General features: G+C 69.1%; 19 protein-coding genes. 7 read left to right on the forward strand and 12 right to left on the reverse strand.

Features of this window, described 5'->3' with window-relative positions; all coding sequences use genetic code 11:
* Positions 1–306: 306 nt before the first annotated feature.
* Positions 307–2,505 (forward strand): primosomal protein N', encoded by a 2,199-nt coding sequence (locus JI752_RS12385; RefSeq protein ID WP_216964493.1) that lies wholly within the window; start codon positions 307–309, stop codon positions 2,503–2,505.
* A 45-nt stretch (positions 2,506–2,550) separates the two neighbouring features.
* Here the strand turns inward: JI752_RS12385 and JI752_RS12390 are convergent, their stop codons facing one another.
* From JI752_RS12390 to JI752_RS12400, 3 genes are read right to left on the reverse strand one after another with little or no spacing between them, the layout of a single operon-like run.
* On the reverse strand, positions 2,551–5,079 hold the full coding sequence (locus JI752_RS12390) for a hypothetical protein (RefSeq protein WP_216964495.1): 2,529 nt from the start codon (positions 5,077–5,079) through the stop codon (positions 2,551–2,553).
* A complete protein-coding gene (locus JI752_RS12395) occupies positions 5,076–5,822 on the reverse strand; it encodes a protein-L-isoaspartate(D-aspartate) O-methyltransferase (RefSeq protein ID WP_216964497.1) in 747 nt (248 codons plus the stop codon). Before JI752_RS12395 ends, JI752_RS12390 begins: the two co-directional genes overlap by 4 nt.
* A gap of 51 nt (positions 5,823–5,873) precedes the next feature.
* A complete protein-coding gene (locus tag JI752_RS12400; protein ID WP_216964499.1) occupies positions 5,874–6,635 on the reverse strand; it encodes an NYN domain-containing protein in 762 nt (253 codons plus the stop codon).
* A gap of 167 nt (positions 6,636–6,802) precedes the next feature.
* Between JI752_RS12400 and tal the strand changes: the two genes are divergently transcribed.
* The 3 genes from tal to JI752_RS12415 all read left to right on the forward strand — a co-directional run bounded on the left by tal (position 6,803) and on the right by JI752_RS12415 (position 10,561).
* Entirely contained in the window at positions 6,803–7,756 is a 954-nt protein-coding gene (gene tal, locus JI752_RS12405) for a transaldolase (protein WP_216964501.1), read from the forward strand.
* Positions 7,757–7,946: 190 nt separating this feature from the next.
* Positions 7,947–9,293 carry an MFS transporter gene (locus JI752_RS12410; protein WP_216964503.1) on the forward strand — a complete coding sequence of 449 codons (1,347 nt, stop codon included), beginning with the start codon at positions 7,947–7,949 and terminating at the stop codon, positions 9,291–9,293.
* A complete protein-coding gene (locus JI752_RS12415) occupies positions 9,290–10,561 on the forward strand; it encodes an NAD(P)/FAD-dependent oxidoreductase (RefSeq protein ID WP_216964505.1) in 1,272 nt (423 codons plus the stop codon). Before JI752_RS12410 ends, JI752_RS12415 begins: the two co-directional genes overlap by 4 nt.
* On the opposite strand, the gene JI752_RS12420 is transcribed toward JI752_RS12415, so the two are convergent.
* From JI752_RS12420 to rhlB, 7 genes are all read right to left on the reverse strand, one after another.
* A complete protein-coding gene (locus tag JI752_RS12420) occupies positions 10,558–11,025 on the reverse strand; it encodes a DUF1203 domain-containing protein (RefSeq protein WP_216964506.1) in 468 nt (155 codons plus the stop codon). The genes JI752_RS12415 and JI752_RS12420 overlap by 4 nt on opposite strands.
* Positions 11,026–11,173: 148 nt before the next feature.
* Positions 11,174–12,049, reverse strand: a complete 876-nt coding sequence (gene rpoH / locus JI752_RS12425; RefSeq protein ID WP_216964515.1) for an RNA polymerase sigma factor RpoH — start codon at positions 12,047–12,049, stop codon at positions 11,174–11,176.
* A 226-nt stretch (positions 12,050–12,275) separates the two neighbouring features.
* Positions 12,276–12,995, reverse strand: a complete 720-nt coding sequence (gene ung / locus JI752_RS12430) for a uracil-DNA glycosylase (protein ID WP_216964517.1) — start codon at positions 12,993–12,995, stop codon at positions 12,276–12,278.
* The gene (locus tag JI752_RS12435; RefSeq protein ID WP_216964519.1) at positions 12,992–13,831 is read right to left on the reverse strand and encodes a response regulator; all 840 of its coding nucleotides are present in this window, start codon (positions 13,829–13,831) and stop codon (positions 12,992–12,994) included. The genes ung and JI752_RS12435 overlap by 4 nt, the downstream gene beginning before the upstream one ends.
* A complete protein-coding gene (gene ftsX / locus JI752_RS12440; protein ID WP_216964527.1) occupies positions 13,828–14,781 on the reverse strand; it encodes a permease-like cell division protein FtsX in 954 nt (317 codons plus the stop codon). The genes JI752_RS12435 and ftsX overlap by 4 nt, the downstream gene beginning before the upstream one ends.
* Complete coding sequence (gene ftsE / locus JI752_RS12445) at positions 14,778–15,464, reverse strand: cell division ATP-binding protein FtsE (protein ID WP_216964529.1); 687 nt, start codon at positions 15,462–15,464, stop codon at positions 14,778–14,780. The genes ftsX and ftsE overlap by 4 nt, the downstream gene beginning before the upstream one ends.
* A 138-nt stretch (positions 15,465–15,602) precedes the next feature.
* A complete protein-coding gene (gene rhlB, locus JI752_RS12450) occupies positions 15,603–17,327 on the reverse strand; it encodes an ATP-dependent RNA helicase RhlB (RefSeq protein ID WP_216964532.1) in 1,725 nt (574 codons plus the stop codon).
* A gap of 305 nt (positions 17,328–17,632) precedes the next feature.
* Here rhlB and trxA point away from each other — a divergent pair, with 305 nt between their 5' ends.
* A complete protein-coding gene (gene trxA / locus JI752_RS12455; protein ID WP_216964534.1) occupies positions 17,633–17,959 on the forward strand; it encodes a thioredoxin TrxA in 327 nt (108 codons plus the stop codon).
* A 321-nt stretch (positions 17,960–18,280) separates the two neighbouring features.
* Complete coding sequence (gene rho / locus JI752_RS12460) at positions 18,281–19,951, forward strand: transcription termination factor Rho (RefSeq protein WP_216964536.1); 1,671 nt, start codon at positions 18,281–18,283, stop codon at positions 19,949–19,951.
* A gap of 127 nt (positions 19,952–20,078) precedes the next feature.
* Here rho and JI752_RS12465 read toward each other — a convergent pair whose 3' ends face one another.
* Positions 20,079–20,933 (reverse strand): energy transducer TonB, encoded by an 855-nt coding sequence (locus JI752_RS12465; protein WP_216964538.1) that lies wholly within the window; start codon positions 20,931–20,933, stop codon positions 20,079–20,081.
* A gap of 320 nt (positions 20,934–21,253) precedes the next feature.
* On the opposite strand from JI752_RS12465, the gene JI752_RS12470 reads away from it, so the two are divergent.
* Entirely contained in the window at positions 21,254–23,089 is a 1,836-nt protein-coding gene (locus JI752_RS12470) for a monovalent cation:proton antiporter-2 (CPA2) family protein (protein WP_216964541.1), read from the forward strand.
* A 597-nt stretch (positions 23,090–23,686) separates the two neighbouring features.
* On the opposite strand, the gene JI752_RS12475 is transcribed toward JI752_RS12470, so the two are convergent.
* Positions 23,687–26,962 carry an ankyrin repeat domain-containing protein gene (locus JI752_RS12475; protein ID WP_216965324.1) on the reverse strand — a complete coding sequence of 1,092 codons (3,276 nt, stop codon included), beginning with the start codon at positions 26,960–26,962 and terminating at the stop codon, positions 23,687–23,689.
* Positions 26,963–26,985 lie beyond the last annotated feature (23 nt).

The raw sequence follows: 26,985 nt of genomic DNA on the forward strand, positions 1-26,985 counted from the left end.
GTCATGCCGTCGATCCTGAACGGCCGCTTCAGCCGAGTGACAACCATGTTTCACACTTAAAGCATTGATTTCAATGGCAATAAGTGCTTTGGCACTTTTTTCACCAACGTAGCGGGGAGGCTTGTTTCTACGTTGTCGCGTATCACTCGCAACCAGCAATGCACAGATTTATCCACAGCTCGTGTGGATAAGGAGCTTTTCGCTTTGCGGCCGGGCACTTGCGTGACTTTTGTCCCACAGCGGGCAGCAATGGCCTGCAAACTCCCCGGCCACTTCCGTGCCAGTCGGGCCCGGTAGACTGCGCCGATGCCCGACACGCCCGCGCCCTCGCCGCCCGTCTGGCGGCTGGCCCTGCCCGTGCCGCTGCCGCGCCTGTTCGACTACCGGCCACCGCCCGGTAAGACGGCCCTGCCGGGCGACATCGGCCTGCGCGTGCGAGTTCCCTTCGGAAGTCGCGAACTGGTCGGCATCGTCGCCGAAACCGGGCCCATCGAGCCTGGAGCGCCCGAGCTGAAACACGCGCTTGCCCGCCTCGACCCCGAACCCGTCCTGCAAGGCGAACTCCTGGAGTCCCTGCAATGGCTCGCCCGCTACACCCATGCGCCGCTGGGCGAAGTGTTGGCGACCGCCCTGCCGGCGGCCCTGCGCCGCGGCGACGCCCTGCCCGACACCCACGCCTGGGCCTGGCAGCTCACCGAAGCCGGCCACACCGCGCGTGAGCGCCTGCGCAACGGTAAGCCGCGCCGCCTCGCGGACCGGCTCCTGGCCGGGCCGTGCGACGAGGACACGCTGGACGGGGAGGACGACGACTGGCGCAGCGCCGCCCGCGCGCTCGCCAAGCGGGGGTTGGCGGAGCGCCTGGCCGTTCCGGCCGTCGCCCACGCCCCCCTCCCGCGTCCAGGCCCGGACCTCAACCCCGAACAGCAGGCGGCGGTCGACACGATCCTGGCCGCCCGCGCCGGCTTCGCGGCCATGCTGCTGGACGGCGTCACCGGCAGCGGCAAGACGGAGGTCTACCTGCACGCCATCGCCGACTGCCTGGCGCGAGGCAAGCAGGCGCTGGTGCTGGTGCCGGAGATCGGCCTGACCCCGCAGACCCTGGCGCGCTTCCGCGCCCGCCTGGGCGTTCCGGTGCACGCGCTGCACTCGGGCCTGAGCGACGGCGAGCGCGCCCGCACCTGGACCGCCTTCGCGCGGGGCGAGGCGCGGGTGGTGGTCGGGACCCGCTCGGCGGTGTTCCTGCCCTTGCCCGAAGCCGGGCTGATCGTGGTCGACGAGGAACACGACGGCAGCTTCAAGCAGCTCGACGGCATCCGCTACCACGCCCGCGACTTCGCCCTGGTGCGCGGCAAGGCGCTGGGCGTGCCGGTGCTGCTGGGCAGCGCCACGCCTTCGCTGGAATCGCTGCGCAACGCACAGGCCGGTCGCTATGCGCACCTGCGCCTGCAACAGCGCGCGGGCCAGGCGCAGCCGCCGTCGGTGCGCGTGTGCGACGTGCGCAAGCGGCCGCTGGAGGCCGGGCTGTCGCCGGAAATGCTGGACACCATCGCCGCCGCGCTCGACGCCGACGGACAGGTGCTGGTGTTCAAGAACCGGCGCGGCTACGCGCCCGTGCTGCTGTGCCACGACTGCGGCTGGAGCGCCCAGTGCCAGCGCTGCGACGCGCCGATGACGGTGCATGCCGGCGGTCGCCGCCTGCAATGCCATCACTGCGGCGCGCGCCGGCCCGTGCCGAACGCCTGCCCGGACTGCGGCGGGCTGGCGCTGCAACCGCAGGGCGCGGGCACAGAACGTATCGAGGAAGTGCTCGCGGCGCGCTTCGCCGACGTTCCCGTGCTGCGCATCGACCGCGGCACCACGCAACGCCGCGACGCACTGGAACAGGCGCTGGCGAAGTTCGGCACGCAGCGCGGCATCCTCGTCGGCACGCAGATGCTGGCCAAGGGACACGACCTGCCCCACCTGACGCTGGTCGCCGTGGTCGGCGTGGACGAAGGCCTGTTCTCGGCGGACTTCCGCGCGCCCGAGAAGCTCGCGCAACTGCTGATCCAGGTGGCCGGACGCGCCGGTCGCGCGCATCGCCGCGGCGAAGTGCTGCTGCAGACGCACCATCCGGACCACCCGCTGCTGGCGACGCTGCTCAGTGGCGGCTACCACGCTTTCGCCGAGGCCGAACTCGCGCAGCGCGAGCTGGCCGGCTTCCCTCCGTTCGCGCACATGGCGATGTTCCGCGCCGAGGCGCAGCAGGTGGAAGCCTGCGATGCTTTCCTGCGCATGGCGCGCGAGGCGCTGCGCGAGACGAACGCGCCCCTCGACCTGCACGGCCCACTCCCCGCCCCGATGCCGCGCCGGGCCGGCTTTCAGCGCATGCAACTGCTGCTGTCCGCCGCCGACCGCCGCAGCCTGCACGCCGCGCTCGAAGCGGCCCTGCCCGCGATCTACGCCGCAACGGAAACGCGCAAGGTGCGCTGGTCGCTGGATGTGGATCCGGTGGATTTGTACTGAGTGGCGGGATTCGGAATTCGAGATTCGCAGAGCAGGATCTCGCTCTTACGAATCTCCAATCCCCAATCCCGAATCCCGGCCTTCCCGCCACACCCACGCCGCAAACACATACAACGCCAGCGCCACGATCAGCGTCGCGCGCAACCCGATCGCGATCGACAGCAGCAGCGCCAGCAACGCGGCGATCACCGATGCGCAGCCATTGAGTCCCCACGCCCACGGCACGAACGCCGGTGCGCTTCGCGCCAGACGCGCCAGGCCCAGCGGAAACGGTATGCCCATCGCGAACGCCAGCGGCGCAATGCCGACGAATGCCAGCATCGCGCGTCCCCACACGGGCCACGAAGCCGCGAGCGCATGACCTGCCGCAAACACGACAAACTGCCAGAGCAATCCGAACACGATCGCGCGCACCGCCCAACCAACGCGGCGCGCGAGCATGCCATCGTCCGCGTCCGACACGAACCGCTGCGCATGCAGGCTGCCCAGGCCCGCGCACAGCAGGATCGCCGCCAGGCCCACGTTCGCCGCCAGCCACGGGTGGCCGATCAGCAGGGTCAGGCGCGACAGCGTGACGATCTCGACCAGCAGGAACGCCAGCCCCAGCGCGAGGAAGTACAGGCCCATGCGCGTGCGCGACAGCGGGACCTGCGCGCGCGGCGCCGGCAACGCACGCAGGGGCAGCAGCACGAGCAGCAGTGCGAGCGGAACCGCCTGCAGCAGCGCCGCCACCACCAGCAGATAACCTGAATCCAGCAGCACCGCACTGCCCTGCGCGCGCAGGCGCATCAGCTCGGGCAGGCTGCGCCAGCGGAAGGAATGCGCGAAGTAGGGCCGGTCGTCGCGCGCGGGCCCGATGTCGAAGCGATAGGCGCGGATGTACTCGCGCGCCTGCGGTCCGGGCGCGAGCAAGGTCTGCGTGCCGTCGTACAGCGTCGGTGGATCGAGAAGATGGAAACGCTCCTGCGCACGAACGCGCCAGCCCGGTGCGTGCACGACATCGAAGCCGTGTCGATCGGAAAACCGCAGCAGCGCGGTAACCGCTTGAGGCGGCAGCGCGGAACGCGCGACCAGCCAGGTGCTCGCGTCCCAGTTGCGGATCGCAGCGATGTGTTGCGCGGGTTCGGCCACGCCCTCGCCGCGCAGTGCGGCGACGGCGGTGGCGAACAGCTTGAGTTCGTCGCGCGGCGGCTGCTTGCTCCAGCGCGTGGCGACGATCAGGCCGTTCGGCGCAAGTCTGTCCAGATACTCGCGCATCGCCTCGACGGTGAGCGCGTACTGCTCGCTCGCCGATTGCACGCCGGCGCCGCCGCTGGCGAAGGATTCGCCGCCCGCGAGGACGATCAGGTCATAGCGATCACGGCTGGCGCGCACGAAGCTGCGCGGCTCGGCGACGAACATGCGCACGCGCCGGTCGTGCAGCAGTCCGCCCGTATAGGCGGCAAAGTCGTCCTGGACCCAGCGCAGTCGCCGCGCCGACTGCTCCACCGCGTCCACGTGGCGCGCGCCCAGGTTCAACGCCTGCAGCACGTCCATGCCGCCGCCCGCACCGAGCACCAGCACGGTGTCGGGCGTGCGCATGCGGTACGGCAGCGCCGATGTCATCGCTTCCAGCCATTGCCAGTCTCTGCGGCCATCGTCGCGCACGATCGGCGACAGTCCGTCTCCATCGGTGTAAAGCGCCAACTGCGGCGGCGGCTCTTCCGCATGCGACAAGCTCAGGCCCGGCGCGTGGCGCAATGGCACGCGCGGGCTGTCGACGATCGCGAAGCTTCCATAAGGATCGAAGCCCTGCGCAATCACGCGCGCCTGTGGAAGAAGCAGCGTCTTGCTCATTCCCTTGAACTCGTTCGCGTTCGGCGCAAGCACGTGGGTCGGCGCGAGTGCGAGCAGCGCCAGCGCCACGACGGCGGCGCCCACACGCGGCGCCCGCTCGCGCGCGACGATCCCCGCAGCGATGGGCCCGCACAATGCGGCCAGCAACAAACCGTGTTGCACCGGCATCAGGCTGGACGCCAGCGCGGCCAACGCACCGATGGCCGCGCCCAGCAGGTCCGCGCCGTACAACGCGGGAATCTGCGCCCCATGCCGCGCGAATGCGAGGCCGAAGCACGCCGCCGCGAAGAAGAACGGCACCGACAGGGTGAGGTAGAGCGCGCTGAGCCACAGCAGCTGGCGCGGATTCCACACCAGCTCCAGGCCGTTGAAGGGCAACGCGCGCGCGACCACCAGCGTGATCGCGGCGCTGGCGGCGAACAGCAATGCGCACCCCGCGAAGGCGTTGTTGAAGCGACGCGCCAGTCGCTCCCGGCCATCGCCCCGCAACCACAGGCTCAACCATGTGCCGCTGGCGCCGTGGCCGAGCAACGCAAGGCTGATGATCATCACCGCGAACGGATGCCAGTGCGCGATGGCAAGCCAGCGCATCAGCAGCAGTTGCCAGGCCAGTGCGGCGGCCGACAGGAGCGCGATGGCGACGATCAGTGAGGTGCCGGGCTTGGCCGCGTCACGTCCCGCGAGGTCCGCACGCGAGGTTCGCGTTTGCGCCTCGGCATCCACGCTCGCGCGGCTCACGGCCCACCCGTCAGCGGCACGAAACGCACGGGCAGGATCTGCCGCGTGCGCACGCGAGCGCGTTCGTCCTTCTCTACGAGCAGCAGCGTCTGGGTGAAGAAGCTGCTTCCGACCGGGATGACCATGCGGCCACCGGGCTTGAGCTGCTCCACCAGCGGCGGCGGAATCGACGACGCCGCGGCCGTCACGACGATCGCATCGAACGGCGCGTGTTCCTTCCATCCGTAGTAGCCGTCGGCGGTGCGCGTGGTGACGTTGGGATAGCGGCGCAGGCGCTGCGCGGCCTGCGTTGCCAGTGGCGCGACGATCTCGATCGTGTGGACCTTGGCGCCCGTTTCGGCGAGCACCGCGGCCTGATAGCCCGAGCCCGTGCCGATCTCCAGCACCGCCTGGCCCGCGCGCGGCTGCGCCAGCGTCGTCATGAGCGCGACGATGTACGGCTGCGAGATGGTCTGGCCGTAGCCGATGCCGAGCGGACGGTTTTCGTAGGCATCGCGTCGTTCCGAGGCCGGGACGTACTCGTGGCGCGGCACGCGGGCGAGGATGCGCAGCACGGCCGGATCGATCCGCGTCGCCGTGCCGGCATCGGCACGCGACTGTTCGCGCAGTTCGGCAATCAGCGCGGCGCGCGGTGCGGCATAGGGATCGGCCGGCTGCGCGAACGCAGCCTCCATCGCGAAGAACACCGCCGCCGCCATCGCGCAGCGATGCGCAACTCCGCCCAGGGCCATGCCGCCGTACATGGCGGCGAGTCTAGGCGTGCGGGCGTTAGTGCCCCGGCAAGGGGCGCCGAGCTACGTGGGGTCCTTCGAACCGACCGTCTTCGCCCGCGGCTTGCCCTTCTTCTTCTCGCGGATCCAGACGTTCAGCTGCTCCCGCCTGACTTCGAACAGGCCGATCGCCTCGATCAGGTTGATCAACTTTCCATAGCCGTAGTTGCGCGAATCGAACGAGGCCTGGTTGCCGATCTGGCTGCCGACCGTGCTCAGGCGCGCCCAGCCCTCTTCATCGCTCGCCGCATCGACCGCGCTTCGCAGCATCTGCAGCAGGCGGGTATCGCTTCGCAGCTCCTGCTTGTCCTTCGGCTTGGGCTCTGCACCGTTTCCCACCGCAGCAGGTATGCCCAGCGCTTCCAGATAGGTGAACTTGGAGCACGCGTTGACGAAGGCTTCGGGTGTCTTCTTCTCGCCGAAGCCATACACCTTCACGCCATCGGTGAGCAGGCGCATCACCAGCGGAGTGAAGTCGGCATCGCTGGACACGATGGCGAAGCCGTCGAGGTTGCGCGCGTACAGCAGGTCCATGGCGTCGATCACCATCGCCATGTCGGAAGCGTTCTTGCCGGTGCTGTAGGCGAACTGCTGGATCGGGCGGATCGCGTACTCGTGCAGCGTCGCCTCCCAGCTTTTGAGATGCGGACTCTTCCAGTTGCCGTAGGCGCGGCGGACGTTGGCCACGCCGTGCCGGGCGACCTCGCCCAGGATCACGTCGATCTTGGCCGCCGGCGCGTTGTCGGCGTCGATCAGCAGGGCGATGCGGCGCTCGGGTTCGGCCATGGCGCGGGGTTCCGGTGAGGGGCTGCGGGAGGCGGCGACGCAGGCCAGCCTAGCGCACGCTCCCCGTGTGCGGTGTCACGCTCCCCGGGGCCCTGGTAGCGCTACCCCGGCCCCGCCCCTTCGCGCACAATGGGGCGGCACTCATCGACTACCCCACGAACCACGCCATGACCAACCAGCTCGAACAGCTCCGCGCCCTGTCGGCGGTCGTCGCCGACACCGGCGACATCGACGCCATCGCCCGCTTCCACCCGCTCGACGCCACCACCAACCCGTCGCTGCTGCTCAAGGCGGCCTCCTCGTCGCGCTATGCGCCGCTGATCGACTCGGCGATCTCGCAGGCGCGCGGCACCGACCTGGCCGCCCGCGTCGCCGACGCCGCCGATCTGCTGGCGGTCACGGTGGGCGTGGAGATCCTCAAGCTCGTCCCCGGCCGCGTGTCCACCGAAGTGGACGCGCGCCACAGCTTCGACACGGCGGCCACGCTGGCGCAGGCGCGCAAGCTGGTCGCGCTGTACGAGCAGGTCGGCATCGGCCGCGAGCGGCTGCTGATCAAGATCGCCTCCACGTGGGAAGGCATCCGCGCGGCCGAGCAACTGGAGCGTGAAGGCGTCAACTGCAACCTCACCCTGCTGTTCTCCTTCGCCCAGGCCGTGGCCTGCGCCGAGGCGGGCGTGTTCCTGATCTCGCCCTTCGTCGGCCGCATCTACGACTGGTACCTGGCCAACGGCGCCGAAAAGCCCGCCACGCCCCAGGACGACCCGGGCGTGCAGTCGGTGACGCGCATCTGGCACCACTACAAGCGCCACGGCTTCAACACGGTGGTGATGGGCGCAAGCTTCCGCAACACCGGGCAGGTGCTCGCACTGGCCGGCTGCGACCGGCTGACGATCTCGCCTGACCTGCTCAACGACCTGGCCAACGGCAGCGGCGACGTGCCGCGTGCGCTAGTGGACAACGGCGAGCGTGCGCCGGCACCGGCGCGCATGGACGAGGCGGCCTTCCGCTGGCAGCACAACGAGGATGCGATGGCGACCGACAAGCTCGCCGACGGTATCCGCAAGTTCGCCGCCGACCAGCGCAAGCTGGAGGCGATGCTGGCGGAGCGGCTGGGCGGCTGAGGCCTTCCGGCGGTTGATCGAAAGCCCGGCTTCGGCCGGGCTTTTTTTTCGGCTGCCACGCATGCCGTCACTCCCGGAGCGCGGAATGAAATCGGCAGCATGGATTCCCGCCTTCGCGCGGGAATGGCAGCACACGTAACGCGATGGCGATGCCAAGCGCATGCACCGCGATTCAGGCAAACTTGGCCGCATGGATGCCACCGCCCCGATGACACCCACCCAGCGCCTGCGCAGCATCTTCAGCGGTTCGGTCGGCAATCTGGTGGAGTGGTACGACTGGTACGCCTACTCCGCTTTCGCGATCTACTTCGCGCCGCATTTCTTCCCCAAGGGCGACACCACCGCGCAGCTTCTGGACACGGCGGCGGTGTTCGCGGTCGGCTTCCTGATGCGCCCCGTCGGCGGCTGGCTGCTGGGCCTGTATGCCGATCGCCACGGGCGCAAGGCCGCGCTGATGCTGTCGGTCCTGCTGATGTGCGCCGGCTCGCTGCTGATCGCGATCGCACCGGGGCACGAGCGCATCGGCATCGCGGCGCCGGCGTTGCTGGTGTTCGCGCGATTGCTGCAGGGCCTGAGCGTCGGCGGCGAGTACGGCACGTCCGCGACCTACCTGAGCGAGATGGCGCAGTCGAAGCACCGCGGCTTCTGGTCCAGCTTCCAGTACGTGACGCTGGTGATGGGCCAGCTGATCGCGCTGGCGCTGCTCGTCGCGCTCCAGCGCGCGTTCCTCACCGAGGAGCAGCTCCACGACTGGGGCTGGCGCATTCCGTTCGTCGTCGGCGCGTTGTGCGCGGTGACGGCGCTGTGGCTGCGGCGCGGCATGCAGGAAACCGAGTCGTTCGCCGCCGCACGCTCACGTGACCACGCGCAGCGCGGAAGCCTTCGCGTGCTGATGCAGCATCCGCGCGAAGTGCTCACCGTCATCGGCCTGACGATGGGCGGCACGCTCTCGTTCTACACCTTCACCACGTACCCGCAGAAGTTCCTGGTCAACACCGGCGGCTTCAGCAAGGCCGATGCGACGCTGATCTCGGCGGCTTCGCTGTTCGTGTTCATGCTGTTGCAGCCGCTGGTGGGGGCCTTGTCGGATCGCACCGGACGACGGCCGATCCTGATCGCCTTCGGCGTGCTCGGCACCTTGTTCACCTACACCATCCTCAGCGGCATCGCACATGCGCGCACCGTGCTCGAAGCGTTCCTGTGGGTGATGTCGGGCTTGTTGATCGTGAGCGGCTACACCTCGATCAACGCAGTGGTGAAGGCGGAGTTGTTCCCCGCACACATCCGTGCGCTCGGCGTCGGACTGCCGTACGCACTCACGGTGTCGCTGTTCGGCGGCACCGCGGAGTACATCGCGCTGTGGTTCAAGCAGGCGGGGCACGAGTCGTGGTTCTACGTTTACGTGACGGCATGCGTCGCGGTTTCGCTCGGCGTTTATGCCCTGATGCGCGACACCAAGCTGCACTCGCGCATCGACCGCGACTACGACCTCACCGACCCCGTCGATACCGACACAAGACAACGGACAAGCGCATGACCGACACCTCGACGCAACCGCACGTCATCATCGTGGGCGGCGGCTTCGGCGGTCTCTGGGCGACGCGCGCGCTGGCTCGCAGCGACGTGCGCATCACGCTGATCGACCGCCGCAACCATCACCTCTTCCAGCCGCTGCTGTACCAGGTGGCGACGGCCGGCCTGTCCTCGCCCGACATCGCCGCACCGCTGCGCCACATCCTGCGCAACCAGCGCAACGTCGAAGTAAGGTTGGGCGAAGTGGTCGACATCGACACGCAGGCGCGTACGGTGTCGCTGGCCGACGGCGATGCCGAAACCTACGACTATCTGTTGCTCGCCAGCGGGGCGACGCATGCCTACTTCGGTCATGACGAATGGAGCCAGGATGCGCCGGGGCTGAAGACGCTGGACGACGCGCTGGCGATCCGCCGCAGGCTGCTGCTCGCCTTCGAACGCGCCGAAGTCTGTGAGGATCCCGCCGAGCGCGAAGCGTGGCTCAGTTTCGCGGTCGTCGGCGGCGGTCCGACCGGCGTCGAGCTGGCGGGCACGTTGGCGGAAATCGCGCGGCACACGCTCAAGCGCGAGTTCCGCAACATCGATCCCTCGCACGCGAAAGTGCGGCTGATCGAAGCGGGGCCGCGCGTGCTCGCCTCGTTCCCGGAATCGCTGTCCGAACGCGCACGCATGCAGCTGCACAAGCTCGGCGTCGAGGTCGTCACGGGCACGCCGGTCAGCGCGATCGATGCCAACGGCTACACGCTCGGCAACACGTTCGTTCCCGCGCGCACGGTACTGTGGGCCGCCGGCGTCGCAGCATCACCGCTGGGCGCGCTGCTCGACGTGCCGCGTGATCGCGCCGGTCGCGTGCCGCTGGAAGCGGACCTCAGCGTGCCGGGCCACCCGGAGATCTTCATCGCCGGCGATCTCGCCAGCGTGCAGCAGAACGGCAAGCCGGTGCCCGGCATCGCGCCGGCCGCGAAGCAGATGGGCGCGCATGTTGCGCAGGCGATCCAGGCGCGACTCGCCGGCAAACCCGCGCCGGCATTCCGCTATCGGGACTTCGGCAACCTCGCCACGATCGGCCGCATGGCGGCGGTCGTCGACCTGCACGGCTTCAAGCTCTCCGGCCTGCTTGCCTGGTGGTTCTGGCTGGCCGCGCACGTGTTCTTCCTGATCGGCTTCCGCAACCGGCTCATCGTCCTGCTCAACTGGGCGTGGTCTTACTGGAGCTACCAGCGGCATGCGCGGATCATCCTGGGTGGCGAGCGATCGCCACCGGCGCGCTAAACCTCGCGTGTGATGCGGCACGCGTAACAGCCATACCTGGCGTAGTGCACGTGCAGGTATTCGACGCCCGGCATGTCGAAGAAGCGGGCGATGAGCGTTTCGATCTGCTGCCCGTCGACGACATCGGCGATGCGCATCATGCCGTCGGCGCCGTAGGCGCGAACCGACAGCAATCGGCGACGCAACTGCTCCGGGACTTCATCGGCCGGCGGTGAGGCCTCCGCCGCGTGCTCGCGCACGTAGATCGCGCCCGAGCCCCGGTAGGGTGAAGCGACAGCATGGTGCTCGTACGGAAGCAGCAGCAGCCGCTCGCCGGGCTCGGCATCGCGCAGACCGACGCGACACGGGAAGCCGTTCGGTGCGTCGGCGGTGACGCGGACGATGTCGTGCGCGGCGAGTTCTTCGTCGGACAGGGAAAACAACGGCTGGAACTGCGCTGCGGGCAAGGCGTGGATGCGGAACATGGCGGGCTCCCGATGGATGCCGCCATGCTCGCGCCCCAGTGTGCGGGGCGATATCCGATCCTTGCGATCACATCCGTCGCCCGGACGCGGCGCAAACGAAAACGGCCCGGTTTCCCGGGCCGTTCCGTGCATCGCTTGAAGCGTCGCCTTACGCCGCGAACAGCGCGCGCATCTTCTTCAGCGCGTTGGCTTCGATCTGGCGGATGCGTTCGGCGCTGACGCCGTATTCGTCGGCCAGTTCCTGCAGCGTGATCTTGCTTTCCGAATCCAGCCAGCGGCGCTTGACGATATCGCGCGAGCGCTGATCCAGACCCGACAGGCCTTCGCGCAGCAGGGCGAGGTGGTTGTCCTCTTCGTCCTCGCGCTCGTAGGTCTGCGACGGATCCTCGGCGTCGGTGCGCAGGTACGCGACCGGCGACGGCGGAGCGTTGTCGTCGTCATCGTCCGGCGCATCGAAACCGATGTCGCGGCCCGACAGGCGCGATTCCATCTCGAGCACTTCGCGCTCGGAGACGTTCAGGTCCTGGGCGACGGCACGGACTTCCTCGGCATTCATCCAGCCCAGGCGGGTCTTGGACTTGCGCAGGTTGAAGAAGAGCTTGCGCTGCGCCTTGGTCGTGGCGACCTTCACGATGCGCCAGTTCTTGAGGATGAACTCGTGCATCTCGGCGCGGATCCAGTGGACCGCGAAGGACACCAGGCGCACGCCCTGTTCCGGGTCGAAGCGCTTGACCGCCTTCATCAGGCCGATGTTGCCTTCCTGGATCAGGTCGCCGATCTGCAGGCCGTAACCGTTATAGCCACGGGCGACATGCACGACGAAACGCAGGTGGGAATGCACCAGCTCGCGGGCGGCGTCGAGGTCCTGCTCGTCGCGGAAGCGACGCGCCAGCACCTGCTCGTTCTCGGCGGTAAGCACCGGGATGCGATGCACAGCGTTGACGTAGGCGTCCAGCGAACCGAGCGCACTCGGCACCGGGAGGTTGTTGGTAACCAGGGGGAGGGTCAGGCTGTTCTGGGTCATGGGGGCAATCTTAGCAGTCGATATGGGGCTCTGCTAAAGGTCGAAAGGGCCTCAGTGTTTCATGGGTGGGACAAACGGGGAGCCTCAGGATACGCCCAACATTCGGTATCGATCTTTACAGATCAATCACTTGGGAGCACCGGGGCGACCGGCCATCGGGGGTGTCGCCCTGAACCTTGGCGACCGTAGATAGACCCGGATCCGGGCCGAAAGTTCACCGGCCCGTTCAGCCCGGCAGGGCGGCCCGGGCGGGGAGCGACCAGTCGATGGGCGCCTGGTCGTGGCGGACGAGGTACTCGTTGGCGGCCGAGAAGTGCCCCGAGCCGATGAACCCCCGGTGCGCCGACAGCGGCGAGGGATGCGGCGCCTTGAGGACCTTGTGGCGGCGCGGGTCGATGACCTTGCCCTTGGCCTGGGCGTAGCTGCCCCAGAGCATGAACACCAGGCCCTCGCGCTCGCGGTTGAGCACGTCGACCACGTGGTCGGTGAAGCCTTCCCAGCCCTTGCCCTGATGCGCGCCGGCCCGGCCTTCTTCCACCGTCAGCACCGCGTTGAGCAGCAACACGCCGCGCTGCGCCCAGGGCAGCAGGCAGCCGTGGTCCGGCCGGGCGATGCCCAGGTCGCGCTGGATCTCCTTGAAGATGTTGTCCAGCGACGGCGGCACCGCCACGCCCGGCTGCACCGAGAAGCACAGGCCATGCGCCTGGCCGGCGCCGTGGTACGGGTCCTGGCCGAGGATGACGACCTTCACCCGGTCGAACGGCGTCGCATCGAAGGCGGCGAAGATGTCCGCACCGGCCGGGAAGATCCGCGCCCCAGCCGCCTTGCGATCACGCAGGAAGGCCGACAGCTGCTGCATCTGCGGCAGTTGCAGGTAATCGCCGACTTTCGCCTTCCACGACGGCTCGAGCCGGACCTTGTCCTTCGCGTCGGCCGCGTCGTTCATGCGTCCAGTGCCGTCGGCTCCGGCAACCGCGCCAGGCGCAGCTGGAACAGCGTCTTGGTCACCAGCAGGCGCTCTTCGATCGGCTTGAGCACCAGATCGTTCGCACCCGCGCGAATGAGCGCGCTCTGATTGTCCGCGTTACCGTCGCCGGTCATGACCAGCACGGGCAGCCGGCGTTTGCCGAAGCCGAAATCCTCGCGCAGGCGCGCGAGCAGGTCGTTTCCGCTCAGCGCACCCTTCAAATAGACGTCGGTGAGCACGAGGTCGCAGCCGATGTCGTCCTGGCCGCGGCGGGCTTCCAGGAACTCCAGCGCTTCTTCCACGCCGACGAAATGCAGCACGGTGAGGCCGTGGCGTTCGAGCATGCGCTTGGTCGCCAGCGCGACGACCTTGCTGTCTTCCACGTACAGCACGCGCGCGCCGGGGATCGGCTGCGGCTGCACATAGCCGCGGATGAACGCGGCCAGCGCGCTGTGGCCCAGCGCCTTGTCGAAGTAGTCGGTGACGTCCTCGGTGAAGCGGCGCGATTCCAGATGCGACTGCGCATCACCGGAGACGACGATGATCGGCACGTACGCCTGCCCCGCCGATTCGCGCACGACGCGGGCGAGCGCGATGCCGTCACCGTCGGGCAGGACGAGCGACGTGGTCACCAAGTCGACCGCACCGCCAGCCAGCGCGGCACGCGCCTCGGCGATGCCGGCGCAGGGCACGACGACCGCGTCGCTCAACTCGCGCGCAAGCACGTCGCCGATGAGCTTGCGCACCAGCTTGGAGCCATCGACCACCATGATGCGTGGGGCGGCGTTGGCGAGGTGGCGGAGATCCTGGCTCATGTCGTCGATCGCGTCTGGCGCAGGTAATGGCCGGTCACCAGGCCGGCGCCGAGCCAGCCCAGCACGCCCGCGCCCACCACGATGGCGATCGCGCTGCGAAGGTCGAAGCCTTCCAGGGCGAAATGGCTGCCGTAGCTGCGCGCCAGTTCGGCCAGCGGCTCGCGCAGCGCGTGGTCGGCGGCGGTGAGCAGGCCCAGCGCGATCAGGCCTGCAGCCAGTCCATAGCTCAGGCCCAGATACAGGAACGGCCGGCGAATGAAGCCGTCGGTGGCGCCGAGCTGCTGCAGCACTGCGATTTCCTCGCGACGCGACTGGATGTCCAGCCGCACGGTGTTGCCCACCACCAGCAGCGCGCCCAGACCGAGCAGCGCCGCCAGCACCCACGCCAGCCGCACGCCGAATCGCAGCCAGTGATCCAGGCGCTGGCGCCAGGCGGCGTCGTGCTGGACGACGTCGACGTCCGGCAGCGTGCGCAGCGATTCGGCGAGCATCGTCTCGTCGCCCTTCGGCGTCACGATCAGCACGCTCGGCAGCGGATTGCCGTCGACGGCGCTGATCGCCTCGCCCAGACCGCTGCTGCGGCGCAGTTCTTCCATGCCCTGCTCGGGCGTGCGCAGGTCGAGCGAGGCGACGTCGCCGCGGCCGCGCAATTCATCGGCCAGCACCCGGGCGCGGTCGAGCGACACCTGCGGCTTCAGGAACAGGCTGATCTGCCGCGACTGCTGCACCGTCCCGGTGAAGCGCTCGACATTGCCCAGCGCCGCCCACAGGCCCAGCGGCAGCGTGATCGCCACCGCCATTACGCCGATCGTCAGCGCGGTCGCCCACGGCTTGTGCAGCATGCGCCCGACGCTGGCGACCAGACTGTAGACGTGATGGTCGAACCAGGTGCCCAGGCGCGAATTCGGGCGCGCGGGACGCGTGGAACCGTTGGCGGCGGGCGCGCTCACTGGGCCAGGTCCTGCGGCGAGATGTCATCGACCAGGCGTCCCTGGTTCAACACCAGCACACGCTTCTTCATGCGCTTGACCAGCGCCAGGTCGTGGCTGGCGACGAGCACGCTGGTGCCGCGCTCGGGCAGCGATTCGAACAACGCCATGATCTCCGCCGACAGCGTGGGATCCAGGTTGCCCGTGGGCTCGTCGGCGACCAGCAGGCGCGGCTCGCCGACGATGGCGCGGGCAATGCCCACGCGCTGCTGTTCACCGGCGGAAAGCTGCGTCGGCAGCGCGTTCGCGCGCGCACCCAGGCCGACCTTGTCGAGCACGTTGCGCACGCGCTTGCCGATATCGCCACGGCGCATGCCGCGCAGGATCAACGGCAGGGCAACGTTGTCGGCGACGCTGCGGTCGGCGAGCAGACGATGGTCCTGGAACACCACGCCCACCTCGCGCCGGTGCAGGGCGATGCGGCGGCCGCGCACCTTCAGCAGGTTGCGGTCGCCGAACAGCACGGCGCCGCGGCTGGGACGCTCGGACAGATGGATGAGTTTGAGCAGCGTGCTCTTGCCCGCCCCGGAATGGCCGGTGACGAACAGCATCTCGCCCTGCGCGACGTCGAAGCTCACTTCGCTCAGCGCGTCGTGGCCACCCTCGTATCGCTTGCTGACGTTGTCGAAGCGCAGGACGCTCATCGCTCACCGGTGACCCACATGTGCCGCCCAGTATCGGCGGCACGGGCGGCGATGGCTAGGGCGAACAACGATCGCCGCGCGCAAATCGCGACGCGGTTCGCGTGGCCGGCGCCGAATGGGAATCGGCGCCGGGGCGGATCAGTGCTGGCTGCGCGGCGAGCGCGAGATCAACGACTTCAGGCCGCGACCGATGCGGTGAAGCAAGCCGAGCTTGTCGCCGTCCTTCGCGGCCGCCTTGGGCGACACCTTCTGGGCGTGCACCTGGGTCGGCGACTTCGGACCGGCATGCGCGGGTGCGGCCGAGGCGGCCTGCACGGCACCATCGGCGCCCTCGATGCGACGACCGCCGCGACGACGACGACGCTTGCGCGGGGCGCGCTCGGTGTCGGGTGTCGGGATGGTCGAGGCTTCGGCGGCCACCGGCGCGGCGACGGCTTCCGGCTGCGGACGCGGCTTGCGCTCGCCGCGCGGGGCGCCGTCGCGGCGTTCGCCACGACCGCCTTCGCGCCGGCCTTCGCCGCGGCCGCCACCCTTGTGGCCCGGGCCGCCCTTGCGACCACCGCCACGACGTTCCTCGTCGGCGGCGCGCTGTTCACGCGCCTCCTTGAAAATCGCGCCGATGCTTTCCTGCTCGCCGTCGGCCTCGCCCTCGGCGCCTTCCGGCAGCTCGCGCGGTGCGCGCGGAATCGCGATCAGCAGGTCCGGCTCGACCGCCGCCACCGGCAGCTTCTGCTCGATGTAGGCCTCGATGTCCGGCAGGCTCATGGCGTAGCGCTCGCAGGCGAAGCTGATCGCATCGCCCTCGGCGCCCAGTCGCGCGGTGCGGCCGATGCGGTGGACGTAGTCCTCCGCGTCGAACGGCAGGTCGTAGTTGTAGACGTGCGAGACGCCGTCGATGTGCAGGCCGCGCGCGGCCACGTCGGTGGCGACGAGGATTTCGAGCTGGCCCTTCTGGAACTTGTTGAGCAGCGACTCGCGCTTCTTCTGCGGCACATCGCCCGACAGCACGCCGACGCGGTAACCACCGCGCTCCAGCGCCCGCGCGACGCGTTCGACGAATGCCTTGGTGTTGACGAACACCATCGTGCGCGCGCCTTCGCTGCGCGAGAGCAGGCCCAGCAGCAGCGGGATCTTCTCGTCGTCGGCCGGGAAGTAGACCTTCTGACGGACCTTGGCCGCGGTGATGAACTCGGTCTCGACGACGACCTTCTCGGGTTCGTTCATGTGCTCGTACGCGAGTTCCAGCACGCGGTGGCTCAGCGTGGCGCTGAACAGCAGCGTCTGGCGCTCGGTGCGGATCGGCATGCGGCGCAGCAGGAAGCGGATGTCCTTGATGAAGCCCAGGTCGAACATGCGGTCGGCTTCGTCGAGCACGCAGATCTCGCAGGCGTGCAGCGACACGACCTTGTGCTGCTTGACGTAGTCGATCAGGCGGCCGGGCGTGGCGATGATGACGTCGGCGCCCTTCTGCAGCAGCTCGCGCTGCTTGTCGTAGTCGACGCCGCCGTAGACGAGGGCGAACTTCAGGCCCAGGTCGGAACCGAACTTCACGGCGTCCTTGTGGATCTGGATCGCCAGCTCGCGCGTCGGCGCCAGGATCAGCGCGCGCGGGTCTTCCGGCTTGCGCTCGGCCAGCGCCGGGCGGGTCAGCAGGCGGTTCATCACCGCCACCAGGAAGGCCAGCGTCTTGCCGGTGCCGGTCTGCGCCTGGCCGGCGACGTCACGCCCGGTCAGGGCGATCGGCAGGGTCAGCGCCTGGATCGGCGTGCAGCGGGTGAAGCCTGCGGCCTCCAACCCGGCCAGCAGGCTCGGATGCAGGTCGAAGGAAGAAAAGGAAATGTCGGTTAAAGGCTTGTCGCTCATCAGATTCGAAGTCCACGCGCGCCGTGCAGTTGCGGCATGCAATGTTGCGTTGGCGTGCTTGCTTGGGTGGCGTCCGCAACGCAGACTGCCAAGGCCGGGCCCGGTCGGGCGCCGGCTCGGGAAGTATCGGTGACGGGGTCCGGAATCGTCTGGACGGACGGCTCGGCTGGACTTGAAGTCGCCGCGAAACGCCCCAGTTTACCGTAACGACCGATCCGGCACGCCCGTCGGGCAAGCCGGGCCGACCTTTTCGTCGGCGGGGCGGCCCCGGGCCGTCCGCCATGCCCCATCCGCAGGAGAGTCCCGTGAGCGAGAAAATTTTGCACGTTGGCGATGCCGACTTCGATGCCGCCGTGCTGCAGTCGTCCGAACCCGTTCTGGTCGATTTCTGGGCCGAATGGTGCGGCCCCTGCAAGATGATCGCCCCGGCCCTGGACGAGCTCGCCCAGGCCTACGACGGCAAGGTCAAGATCGCCAAGGTCAATGTCGACCACAACCGCGCGACGGCCATGAAGTACCACGTCCGCTCGATCCCGATGCTGCTTCTGTTCAAGAACGGCCAGGTCCAGGCGACCCAGATCGGCGCCGTCGGCAAGGCCCAGCTGACCCAGATGATCGACAAGGCCATCTGACGCTTTTTCGCAGCACCCCCTCTCCCCCGCGGGGAGAGGGTCGGGGCCAGGGCCATCCAGCGCCTTGCCCCGCCGCGTTCTCCGGGCCCGTCGCCCCACTGATGCAAGGCCTGCGCGGCCACCGCACGGAAGTGAACGAGCCCTGTCCCCGGCGCTTGCCGCCGCGCTTGGGCAGTGCTAGTTTCATTCCACCCGGCGTACCTGATCGTCCGTGACCTCACCGTCCAGACCCGTCTCGCGCCGCACCCCACTTTCGAAACCATCGTCCCTGACGTTCCGCTCGCCGCTGCGAGCGCTCGCCGCTTAGCGAGGATTCCCTGCTTGTCCGATAACACCCCTGACGCCGGCGAAGTCGCCGAGAAGCGCGTGCGCAAGGCGCGCGTGAGCAAGGCCGCCGACAACGCGCCGGCCGTCGCCGACTCCACGCCCGCTCCCGCGCCCGCCTCCGAAGCGCCCGCGCCGCGCGCCGAAGCGCCGGCCCCGGCCGCCGACGGCGGCGGTCCGTCCGAATCCCGCGCCGACGGTGGCTCCGGCCAGGGCGGCGAAGGCGGCCAGCGCGAAAACTTCGAAGGCGGCAACCGCGGCAACAACCGCCGCGACCGCTTCCGCAACCGCCGCGATCGCCAGCGCGAGCGCTACCGCGACCAGAACGGCGGCATGCAGGATGAAGGCGGCAACGGCGAGAACTTCGTCCCGCGCCCGCACCCGCAGGTGCCGGAAGGCTTCCCGCAGTACTCGCTGGGCGACCTCAAGCGCATGCCCACGCCGAAGCTGCTGGACGTGGCCGACCAGCTCCAGATCCAGGAAGGCGTCGCGCGCGCCCGCAAACAGGACGTCATCTTCGCCGTCCTGAAGGTCCTGACCCGCCACGGCGAAGGCGTCGCCGCCGACGGCGTGCTGGAAATCCTCCCGGACGGCTTCGGCTTCCTGCGCGCCGCCGAGGCCAGCTACCTGGCCGGCCCGGACGACGTCTACATCTCGCCCAGCCAGATCCGCCGCTTCAACCTGCGCACCGGCGACCACCTGTCCGGCCGCATCCGCTGGCCGAAGGACGGCGAACGCTACTTCGCCCTGGCCGTGGTCGACACGATCAACGGCGAGCCGCTGGAAGCGTCGAAGAACAAGGTCCTGTTCGAGAACCTCACGCCGCTGTTCCCGCGCCGCAAGTTCCGCCTGGAACGCGGCGATGGCAGCACCGAGGACATCACCGGCCGCATCCTCGACCTGATGGCGCCGCAGGGCAAAGGCCAGCGCGCGCTGATCGTCTCGCCGCCCAAGGCCGGTAAGACGATGATGATGCAGCAGGTGGCCACGGCCATCACCAGCAATCATCCCGACGTGCACCTGATCGTGCTGCTCGTCGACGAGCGCCCGGAAGAAGTGACCGAAATGCAGCGCACCGTGCGCGGCGAAGTCGTCTCCTCCACGTTCGACGAACCGGCCGGCCGCCACGTGCAGGTCGCCGAAATGGTGATCGAGCGCGCCAAGCGCCTGGTCGAGCACAAGAAGGACGTCGTGATCCTGCTCGACTCCATCACCCGACTGGCGCGTGCGTACAACAACGTCGTGCCGTCCTCGGGCAAGGTGCTCACCGGCGGCGTCGACGCCAACGCGCTGCATCGTCCGAAGCGTTTCTTCGGCGCCGCGCGTAACGTGGAAGAAGGCGGCTCGCTGACCATCATCGCCACCGCGCTGATCGACACCGGCAGCAAGATGGACGAGGTGATCTACGAAGAGTTCAAGGGCACCGGCAACTCCGAAGTGCACCTGGACCGTCGCATCGCCGAGAAGCGCGTCTACCCGGCCATCAACATCAACCGCTCCGGCACGCGTCGCGAAGACCTGCTGATCGAGCCGGAACTGCTCCAGAAGATCTGGATCCTGCGCAAGCTGCTGCACGGCATGGATGAGATCGGCGCGATGGAGTTCCTGCTCGACAAGATGAAGACGACCAAGTCCAACGACGAGTTCTTCAGTTCGATGAAGCGCTGATCGTTACCGATCGCCTTCAACAGAAAACGCCCCGGTTTCCGGGGCGTTTTTCTTTGCGCGAGGGTCGCGGGCGCTCCCCTCGCGTGTCGCGATTCAGCGGTCCACCGCTTCGCGCGCGCACCGTCTCTCAACTCCCCTCCAGCGGCGTCAGCAGTCTCGGCCCCTTGCCGATCGGCTGGATTCCGCCTGCGGCCAAGGCGTCCGCGCCCACCGACGCATCGGCCTCGGCGAGCCAGGGCGCCTTGGCGCGGGGACCGGGAATGTACGTTTCCCAGCGGCCGTATTCGGTGTGCTTCTCCTCGGGCGAGGCAAAGTCGAATGCCACGCGGACGAGCCACGCCGGATCGTCGGCGTCCTCACCGTGCGTGGGCGTGACGAACTTCCACCTGCGCGCGGTGGCGAGTGCGGATTCGCCCAGCAGGCGACGCCAGTTGGCCATGTCCTTCAGGCTGTCGACGACGCGCAGGTTGACCTGCTCTACGAAGGCGTCCTCCACATCGCCGCTGCGGCCGACGCGCATGACCACGTACGCCGCACCACGAACACCGTAGAAGTACGCATCCTTCGGATACTTGGGCCTGATCCGCTCCTTGGCGACCACCCACTCCTCGTCATTCGGCGATCCGCCGAATCCGGCGCCGACGATGCGCACGGCAACGCCACCGTCGGCTGCCTGGCGTGCGCTCAGTCGCACCCGCATGGGCGTGCGCACCTTCGCCGCCTTGCCGTCCACCAGCACCGGTTCGAACTTCCACGCGCCGCGCGCACGGTCCATCACGCGCAACGCGAACGGCACCTTCTCCGGCTCGTCGATGGCATAGCCGCTGACGCTGCCGTCGGGTTCGATGTCGATCGTGCCGGTGAACATCACGCTGGTTTCGACCTGGTCGACCAACGGCGTCTGCTTCGGCGTGGCGGCCGAGGCCGTGCCGAATACGGCGCAAAGCGCCAGCGCCATCACGGCGATATCCGTTCGCTTCATGAAATCTCTCCGCATGGAATTCCCCTGGAATCGTGTGCGATGCCGTCGGTCAGCAATCGGGCGACCGCGAGATCGGACTGTCGCGCGCAATGGTGCGCTCGTCCGTTCACTCTGGATCGCAGTGCCATGACGCCTCCGTGTCGTGCCCCCTTGCGGCACGCCATCCCGCGCCTTGCGCCCCCCGGATGGCCCCGTGCCGAGCCTACCGGCCATGCGCGCGGTCCACAACGATTCGCGCCGAACACGGCTTGCAGCGTTGCCCATCCGGCAACGCCTGGACCACATGTCGGCGTGCATAATCCCGGAACGGAGGCGTTTACATGCATGGCGGCGGACTAGAACTGGCACTGGTGTTCCTGCTGGCCGCGGTGATCGCGGTGCCGGTGTTCCGCCGGTTCGGGCTGGGCGCGGTGCTGGGCTATCTGGCAGCCGGCGTGATACTGGGGCCATACGGGCTGCGCTTCGTCGCCAATGCCGAGCCGGTACTGACCGCCGCCGAGATCGGCGTGGTGATGCTGTTGTTCGTGATCGGCCTGGAACTCTCCCCCGCGCGCCTGCGCGTGATGCGCAAGCCGATCTTCGGCGCCGGCGGAGCGCAGGTGGTGCTGAGCACGCTCGCCATCGGCGGCGTGACGATGCTCACCGGGATGTCATGGCAGGCGGCGCTGGTGATCGGCATGGGCCTGGCGTTCTCGTCCACGGCCATCGGCCTGCAGTTGCTGTCCGAACGCAAGGCGATGACCACCGACCACGGCCGCCTCGCCTTCGCCGTCCTGCTGTTCCAGGACCTTGCAGCGATCCCGCTGCTGGCGGCGATCCCGCTGCTCGGCCGCGCCGGCGCGGTGGACGCGGAACTGGGCTGGGACGAAATCGTCAAAGCGCTGGGCGCGATCGCCGCGGTGGTGATCGGCGGACGCGTTCTGCTGCGGCATGTGTTCCGCATCGTCGCGCGCGCGCAGATGCCGGAAGTGTTCACCGGCGCAGCGCTGCTGGTGGTGCTGGGCACCGCATGGATCATGCAGGGCGCGGGCCTGTCGGCGGGCCTGGGCGCGTTCCTGGCCGGCGTGCTGCTGGCCGATTCGGAATACCGCCACGAACTCGAAGCGCAGATCGACCCGTTCAAGGGCCTGCTGCTGGGTCTGTTCTTCATGGCCGTGGGCATGAGCATCGACCTCACGCGCGTGCTGTCCGAGCCCGTGCTCATCGCCAGCATGACCGTTGCGCTGCTCACGGCGAAGTTCGCGATCCTGTTTACCGTCGGCCGCTCTGCCGGCGGCCTGGACACGCGTGAATCGTTGCGCCTGGGCGCGGTGCTCGCGCTGGGCGGCGAGTTCGCCTTCGTGATCTTCAACGAAGCGGTGAAGTCCGGTCTGATCGATGACCCCACGCGCGACCGACTCGTTGCCGCAGTGGGCATGTCGATGGCGCTCACGCCGCTGCTGGTGATCGCCGTCTCGCGCGTGCTCTCCGTCGCCGCGCGGCGCACGCAGCCGCGCGCGTTCGACGCCATTCCCAACGACCAGCCGGAAGTGCTGATCGCCGGCTTCGGTCGCTTCGGCCAGATCGTCGCACGCATGCTGCTGGCGCAACGCACGCGCTTCATCGCCATCGAGCACAGCGCCGACCAGGTGGACTTCGTTCGCCGCTTCGGCAATCCGGTGTACTACGGCGATCCGGCCAAGCCGGACCTGCTTCGCTCCTGCGGCGCGGACCAGGTGAAAGTGTTCGTCATCGCCATCGACAGCGTCGAGGAAAACCTGCGCACGGTGGAGACGATACGTCGGCTGTATCCGGACGCGACGGTGTTCGCGCGCGCCCGTGACCGCCGCCACGCGTGGGAACTGATGGACCTGGGCGCGCGCGCCATTCGCGAGACCTTCTACAGCAGCCTGAAGATGGGCGAGAAGGTGCTGGTGGAACTCGGCGTCGCCGAAGACGTCGCCCGCGTCCACGCCGAACAGTTCCGCGACCACGACGCACGACTGCTGCGCGCGCAGTACCTCATCCGCGACGACGAGGACGCCCTGCTGCAATCCACGCAGGATGCACGCCGCGAGCTTGAAGAGTTGTTCAACGCCGACAGCGGCGCGGGCGTGCTCAACGAACTTGCCGATGCGACGCGCAATGATCTGGCATCGGTGGACGAAGAGGAGTGAGGAGAACGTCCTCATCCTGTTGCACTGTCCCACCCTGACACACCGTCATCCGAAATACCTTCATCCCGACGAAGGATTTCTGTTGCTGTTGCTGTTGCTGTTGCTGTCGAACAGCCTTTCAGGCCCCTAGCCCCGAAGGGCGCCGCACATGGATGTGCGGCGGTGAGCGCTGAGCCATGGATGGCGAATCGCGAACGCGCCTACTCGCTGTCCGGTCGTGGGATTGGTTTGGGCAAATGGAAGGCCCTTTCTTTTGGTTACTTTTCTTTGGGCAAGCAAAGAAAAGTGACCCGAGCGGCGTAGCCGATCGGAAGCTTTGCTATTGCTCCTTCTTTGAGAAGCCTGAGAAAGCCAAATCAAAATGGATTCCAGCTTTCGCTGGAATGACGGTGACAAGGTTCGCCGTCATCGGATTGCCCGCGCGCTGCGGGCCTGGATCCCGGCCTTCGCCGGGATGACGGTGAGGTGGTTCACCGCAGAGGGAGTGCCCTTGCGTTACGGGCCTGGATCCCGACCTTCGCCGGGATAACGGTACGAACAGCATGACCTCCACCGGCATCGCGTCGTAGCGACCCAGCGCCGCCCAGAGCGAGCCACTCACCGCGGCTCGCGCAGGAACCTCGCCATCGACATGTTCTGCCCCGACGCCGGCGGAGCAAATTCCGCCGCGATATCGATGAACCCGCGCATCACCGCGATCTCGCGCGGCGTGCGGTTGAGCGAATCGCGCAGGTCCGGATCGGCCCCCGCGCGCAGCAAGAACTGCACCACGCGCAGCAGGCCATGCAGCGCCGCCAGATGCAGCGGGCCGAAGCCACGCGGATCCTTCGCGTCAAGCGAAGCGTCGTGATCGACCAGCAACTGCAGGCCCGCGATCAGCACGTCTTCATCGGCCGCGGTGCCCGGCTCGGCGCGCGCACCGAGCAGCAGCAGCAACGGCGTCGCACCTGCCGCCGGCTGGTCGGCATCCACGCCCGCCAGCAGCAGCGTGTCGAACATGGCCACCAGGCGCGAACGCTCGCGCGCGTTGAAGCCATACATCGCGGCGCAATGCAGCGCCTGACGGCCCTGCGCGTCGCTGGCCTGCACGTCCGCGCCCGCGGCGAGCAGGCGCGCGGCCAGATCGGTCAGGCCCAGTGCGCAGGCGACCATGAGCACGGTCAGGTCGCCCGGCAGGCGCTGTTCCAGCGGCGCGCCCGCCGCGAGCAGGCGGTCCACGATTTCGGCGTGACGCATGCTCACGGCGGCCGAAAGCGGCGTCGCGCCGGAGTTCGCCGTGCGTTCCGGATCGGCGCCACGCGCCAGCAGCAGGTCGACCACCGCGCGATGACCGCCGCCGGCCGCGCGCAGCAGCGCGGTGCAGCCCTGTGCGTCGGCGGCGTCGACCGGCAGGCCGAGGTCGAGCAGGCGACGGACCGCATCCGCGTCACCGACGATGGCGGCGGCGGGCACGTCCTGCGCCTGCAGCGGACGCTTCGGCAGCGGCCAGCCGCGCCAATCGAGCCAGTCGGCCAGGTCGCGTCGGCCGGAAGAGAGCGCGACACCGAGCGGCGTCTGACCGTCGGCCGCGAGCAGGTCCGGCGCGGCGCCGTGCGCGACGAGCCGCTTGAGCATGCCGTCGCGGCCGAGCGCGGCGGCCAAGTGCAGCGCACTCATGCCGTGGCTGTCGCGCGCATTGAGGTCGACACCGATGGCGAGCAGGCGATCGAGCAGGCGCGCCCAGCCCTGGCGCACCGCGAGCGCCAGCGGCGGATCGCCCGCCGGCGAGCGCGCGAACGGGTCGGCGCCGCGTTCGAGCAGTTCCAGTGCGAGGTCCTCCAGCGAGGCCGCATCGGCCGCGCCCTGCGAAGCCGCGAGGAAGCGCGCCAGTCCACCTGCGCCGGCGGGCGACACCGCGTGCTGCAGCAGCGCGCGCACCGACGGTTCGGCCTCCGCACCGCGCGCGAGCAGCGCCTGCATGGGCGTGTCGCCTTGCGGATCACGCACCTCCGGGTCCGCGCCCTGCGCGAGCAGCCAGCGCACGCGCGCGGCCGAACCCACGGCGTCCTCGTCGTGCAGGAGCGCGCCGCGTTCCTTCGCACTGAGCAGTTGGGCGAGGCCACCGAGTTCCTCGGCACGGCCGTCGCGCAGGCCATCGCGCAACAGCACGGTCGGCGCGCGATCGGGCAACGGCGCCTCTTCGTCGGCGTCTTCGCTCAGCGCGGCCGGCAGCGGGTAGGCGCGATCGAGCGCGGCGACCAGCGACCAGCGTCCGGCCTCGGCGGCACGATCGATGGCACGCTTGCCGTCGGCGTCGCGGTGTTCGGCCTCGCTTCCCAGGTCGAGCAGCGTCTGCACCAGCGATGGCGAAGGCGCATCGGCCATGCACGCCAGGATCAGCGCGGTACGGCCGCGTGCATCGGCGGTGGTCGCGGCCTCGGCACCGCCACGCGGGAGGTGCTGGAGCAGGCGGCCGAGCAGCGCTTCGCGCGAGGCGCGTGCGGCGTCCAGGAACGGGGTGCGACCGTCGTGGTCGCGGATAGTCGGATCGGCGTGGGCACCGAGCAGCGTGGCGGCGATGTCCTCGTGTCCGGCGAAGGCGGCCTCGTGCAGCGCGGTGCGGCCACGCCGGTCGCGCGCGTCGACCTTCGCCTTGTGCTTGAGCAGCAATGCGACGCCCGCCGGGTCGTCTTCCTCGCCGCCCGCCGCGGCGAGCAGCGCCGGCTGGCCGTCCGCCGGCTCCGGACGCGCACCGCGCTCGAGCAGGAACTTCGCCAATCTCCAGTTGCCCACCGCGCACGCCACGCCCAGCGGCGAGAGGCCATCGCGATTGAGCGGGTCGAGTTCGGCCGCGGCATCGCGCAGCAGTGCCGCCACGCCCGGATCGGAACTGCGCGCGGCGTGATGCAGCGGCGTGTTGCCTTCGTTGTCGGTCAGGCGCGGATCGGCGCCGTTGGCGAGCAGGGTCATCACCGCGTCGGGGCGACCGTGCCAGCTGTCGCGCGTGGCGGCGAGCAGCGGCGTCATGCCGGCGTGGCTGGCATTGAGATTGGCGCCGTTGGCGATCAACGCGCGCAGCAGGCGCAGGTCCGGCAGCACCGCGGCGAGGACGGCGAGGTTGCGCTGGTCGCGGTCGTCGGGCGGCGGACCCGCACCGACATCGGCGCCCAGTTCGATCAGTTCCAGCGCGCGTTCGACACGTCCGGCACGCGCAGCGGCATAGAGCAGCGGGGCCAGCGGCTCGCCTTCGGCCAGCGCGATGGGCGCTTCGGGTTCCTCGTCTTCGTCGTCTTCGTCGAAGGCGAATCCGGGCAGGGGATCGGCCGGCTCGATCTGCTGCAGCAAGGCGTGCAGCGCCGGCGCACCCACGGCCAGCACGGCCGCGACGGCCCAGCGCGCACCGCCGCCGAGCAGCCCCGGCCACGCGAGCAGGACCACGCCCACGGCCAGTGCCAGCACGATCGCGGCGACGCCCAGGCCACGCCAGGCGCCCAGCTCGAGTTCGCCCAGCGCATGCCAGTGTTCGCGCAGCGGGCCGCCGTCGCGCTCCAGGCCGAGCCACAACGGCCACAGCCGCCACAGGCCGAGCAGGACGAGGCCGACGACCGCACTCAGCCCGAGGGCCGAGGCCAGCGAGCCGTTCTCGCGCAGGGAAGACAGCGGCCAGGCAACGATCGCCGCCAGCACGGCGACCGCGCCGGCCCAGGCCAGCGCAAGGGCGAGCGCATCGCGCAGGGCCTCACGACGCGCGGGCAGGCCGCCGTCGCGCCAGGCGCGCACGGCCAGCGCATTCAGCGGCTGCGCAAGCGTGCCCGCGAGGGCGGCCACGACGCCGCCGAATCCGGCCAGAAGGCCCAGCGCCACACCACCGGCGAGCACGCCGCCAATGCGCATCGGCCAGGACACGGTGCGCGGAG

The sequence above is a fragment of the Lysobacter sp. MMG2 genome, assembly GCF_016735495.2.
In the GTDB taxonomy this organism is placed as follows: domain Bacteria; phylum Pseudomonadota; class Gammaproteobacteria; order Xanthomonadales; family Xanthomonadaceae; genus Lysobacter_J.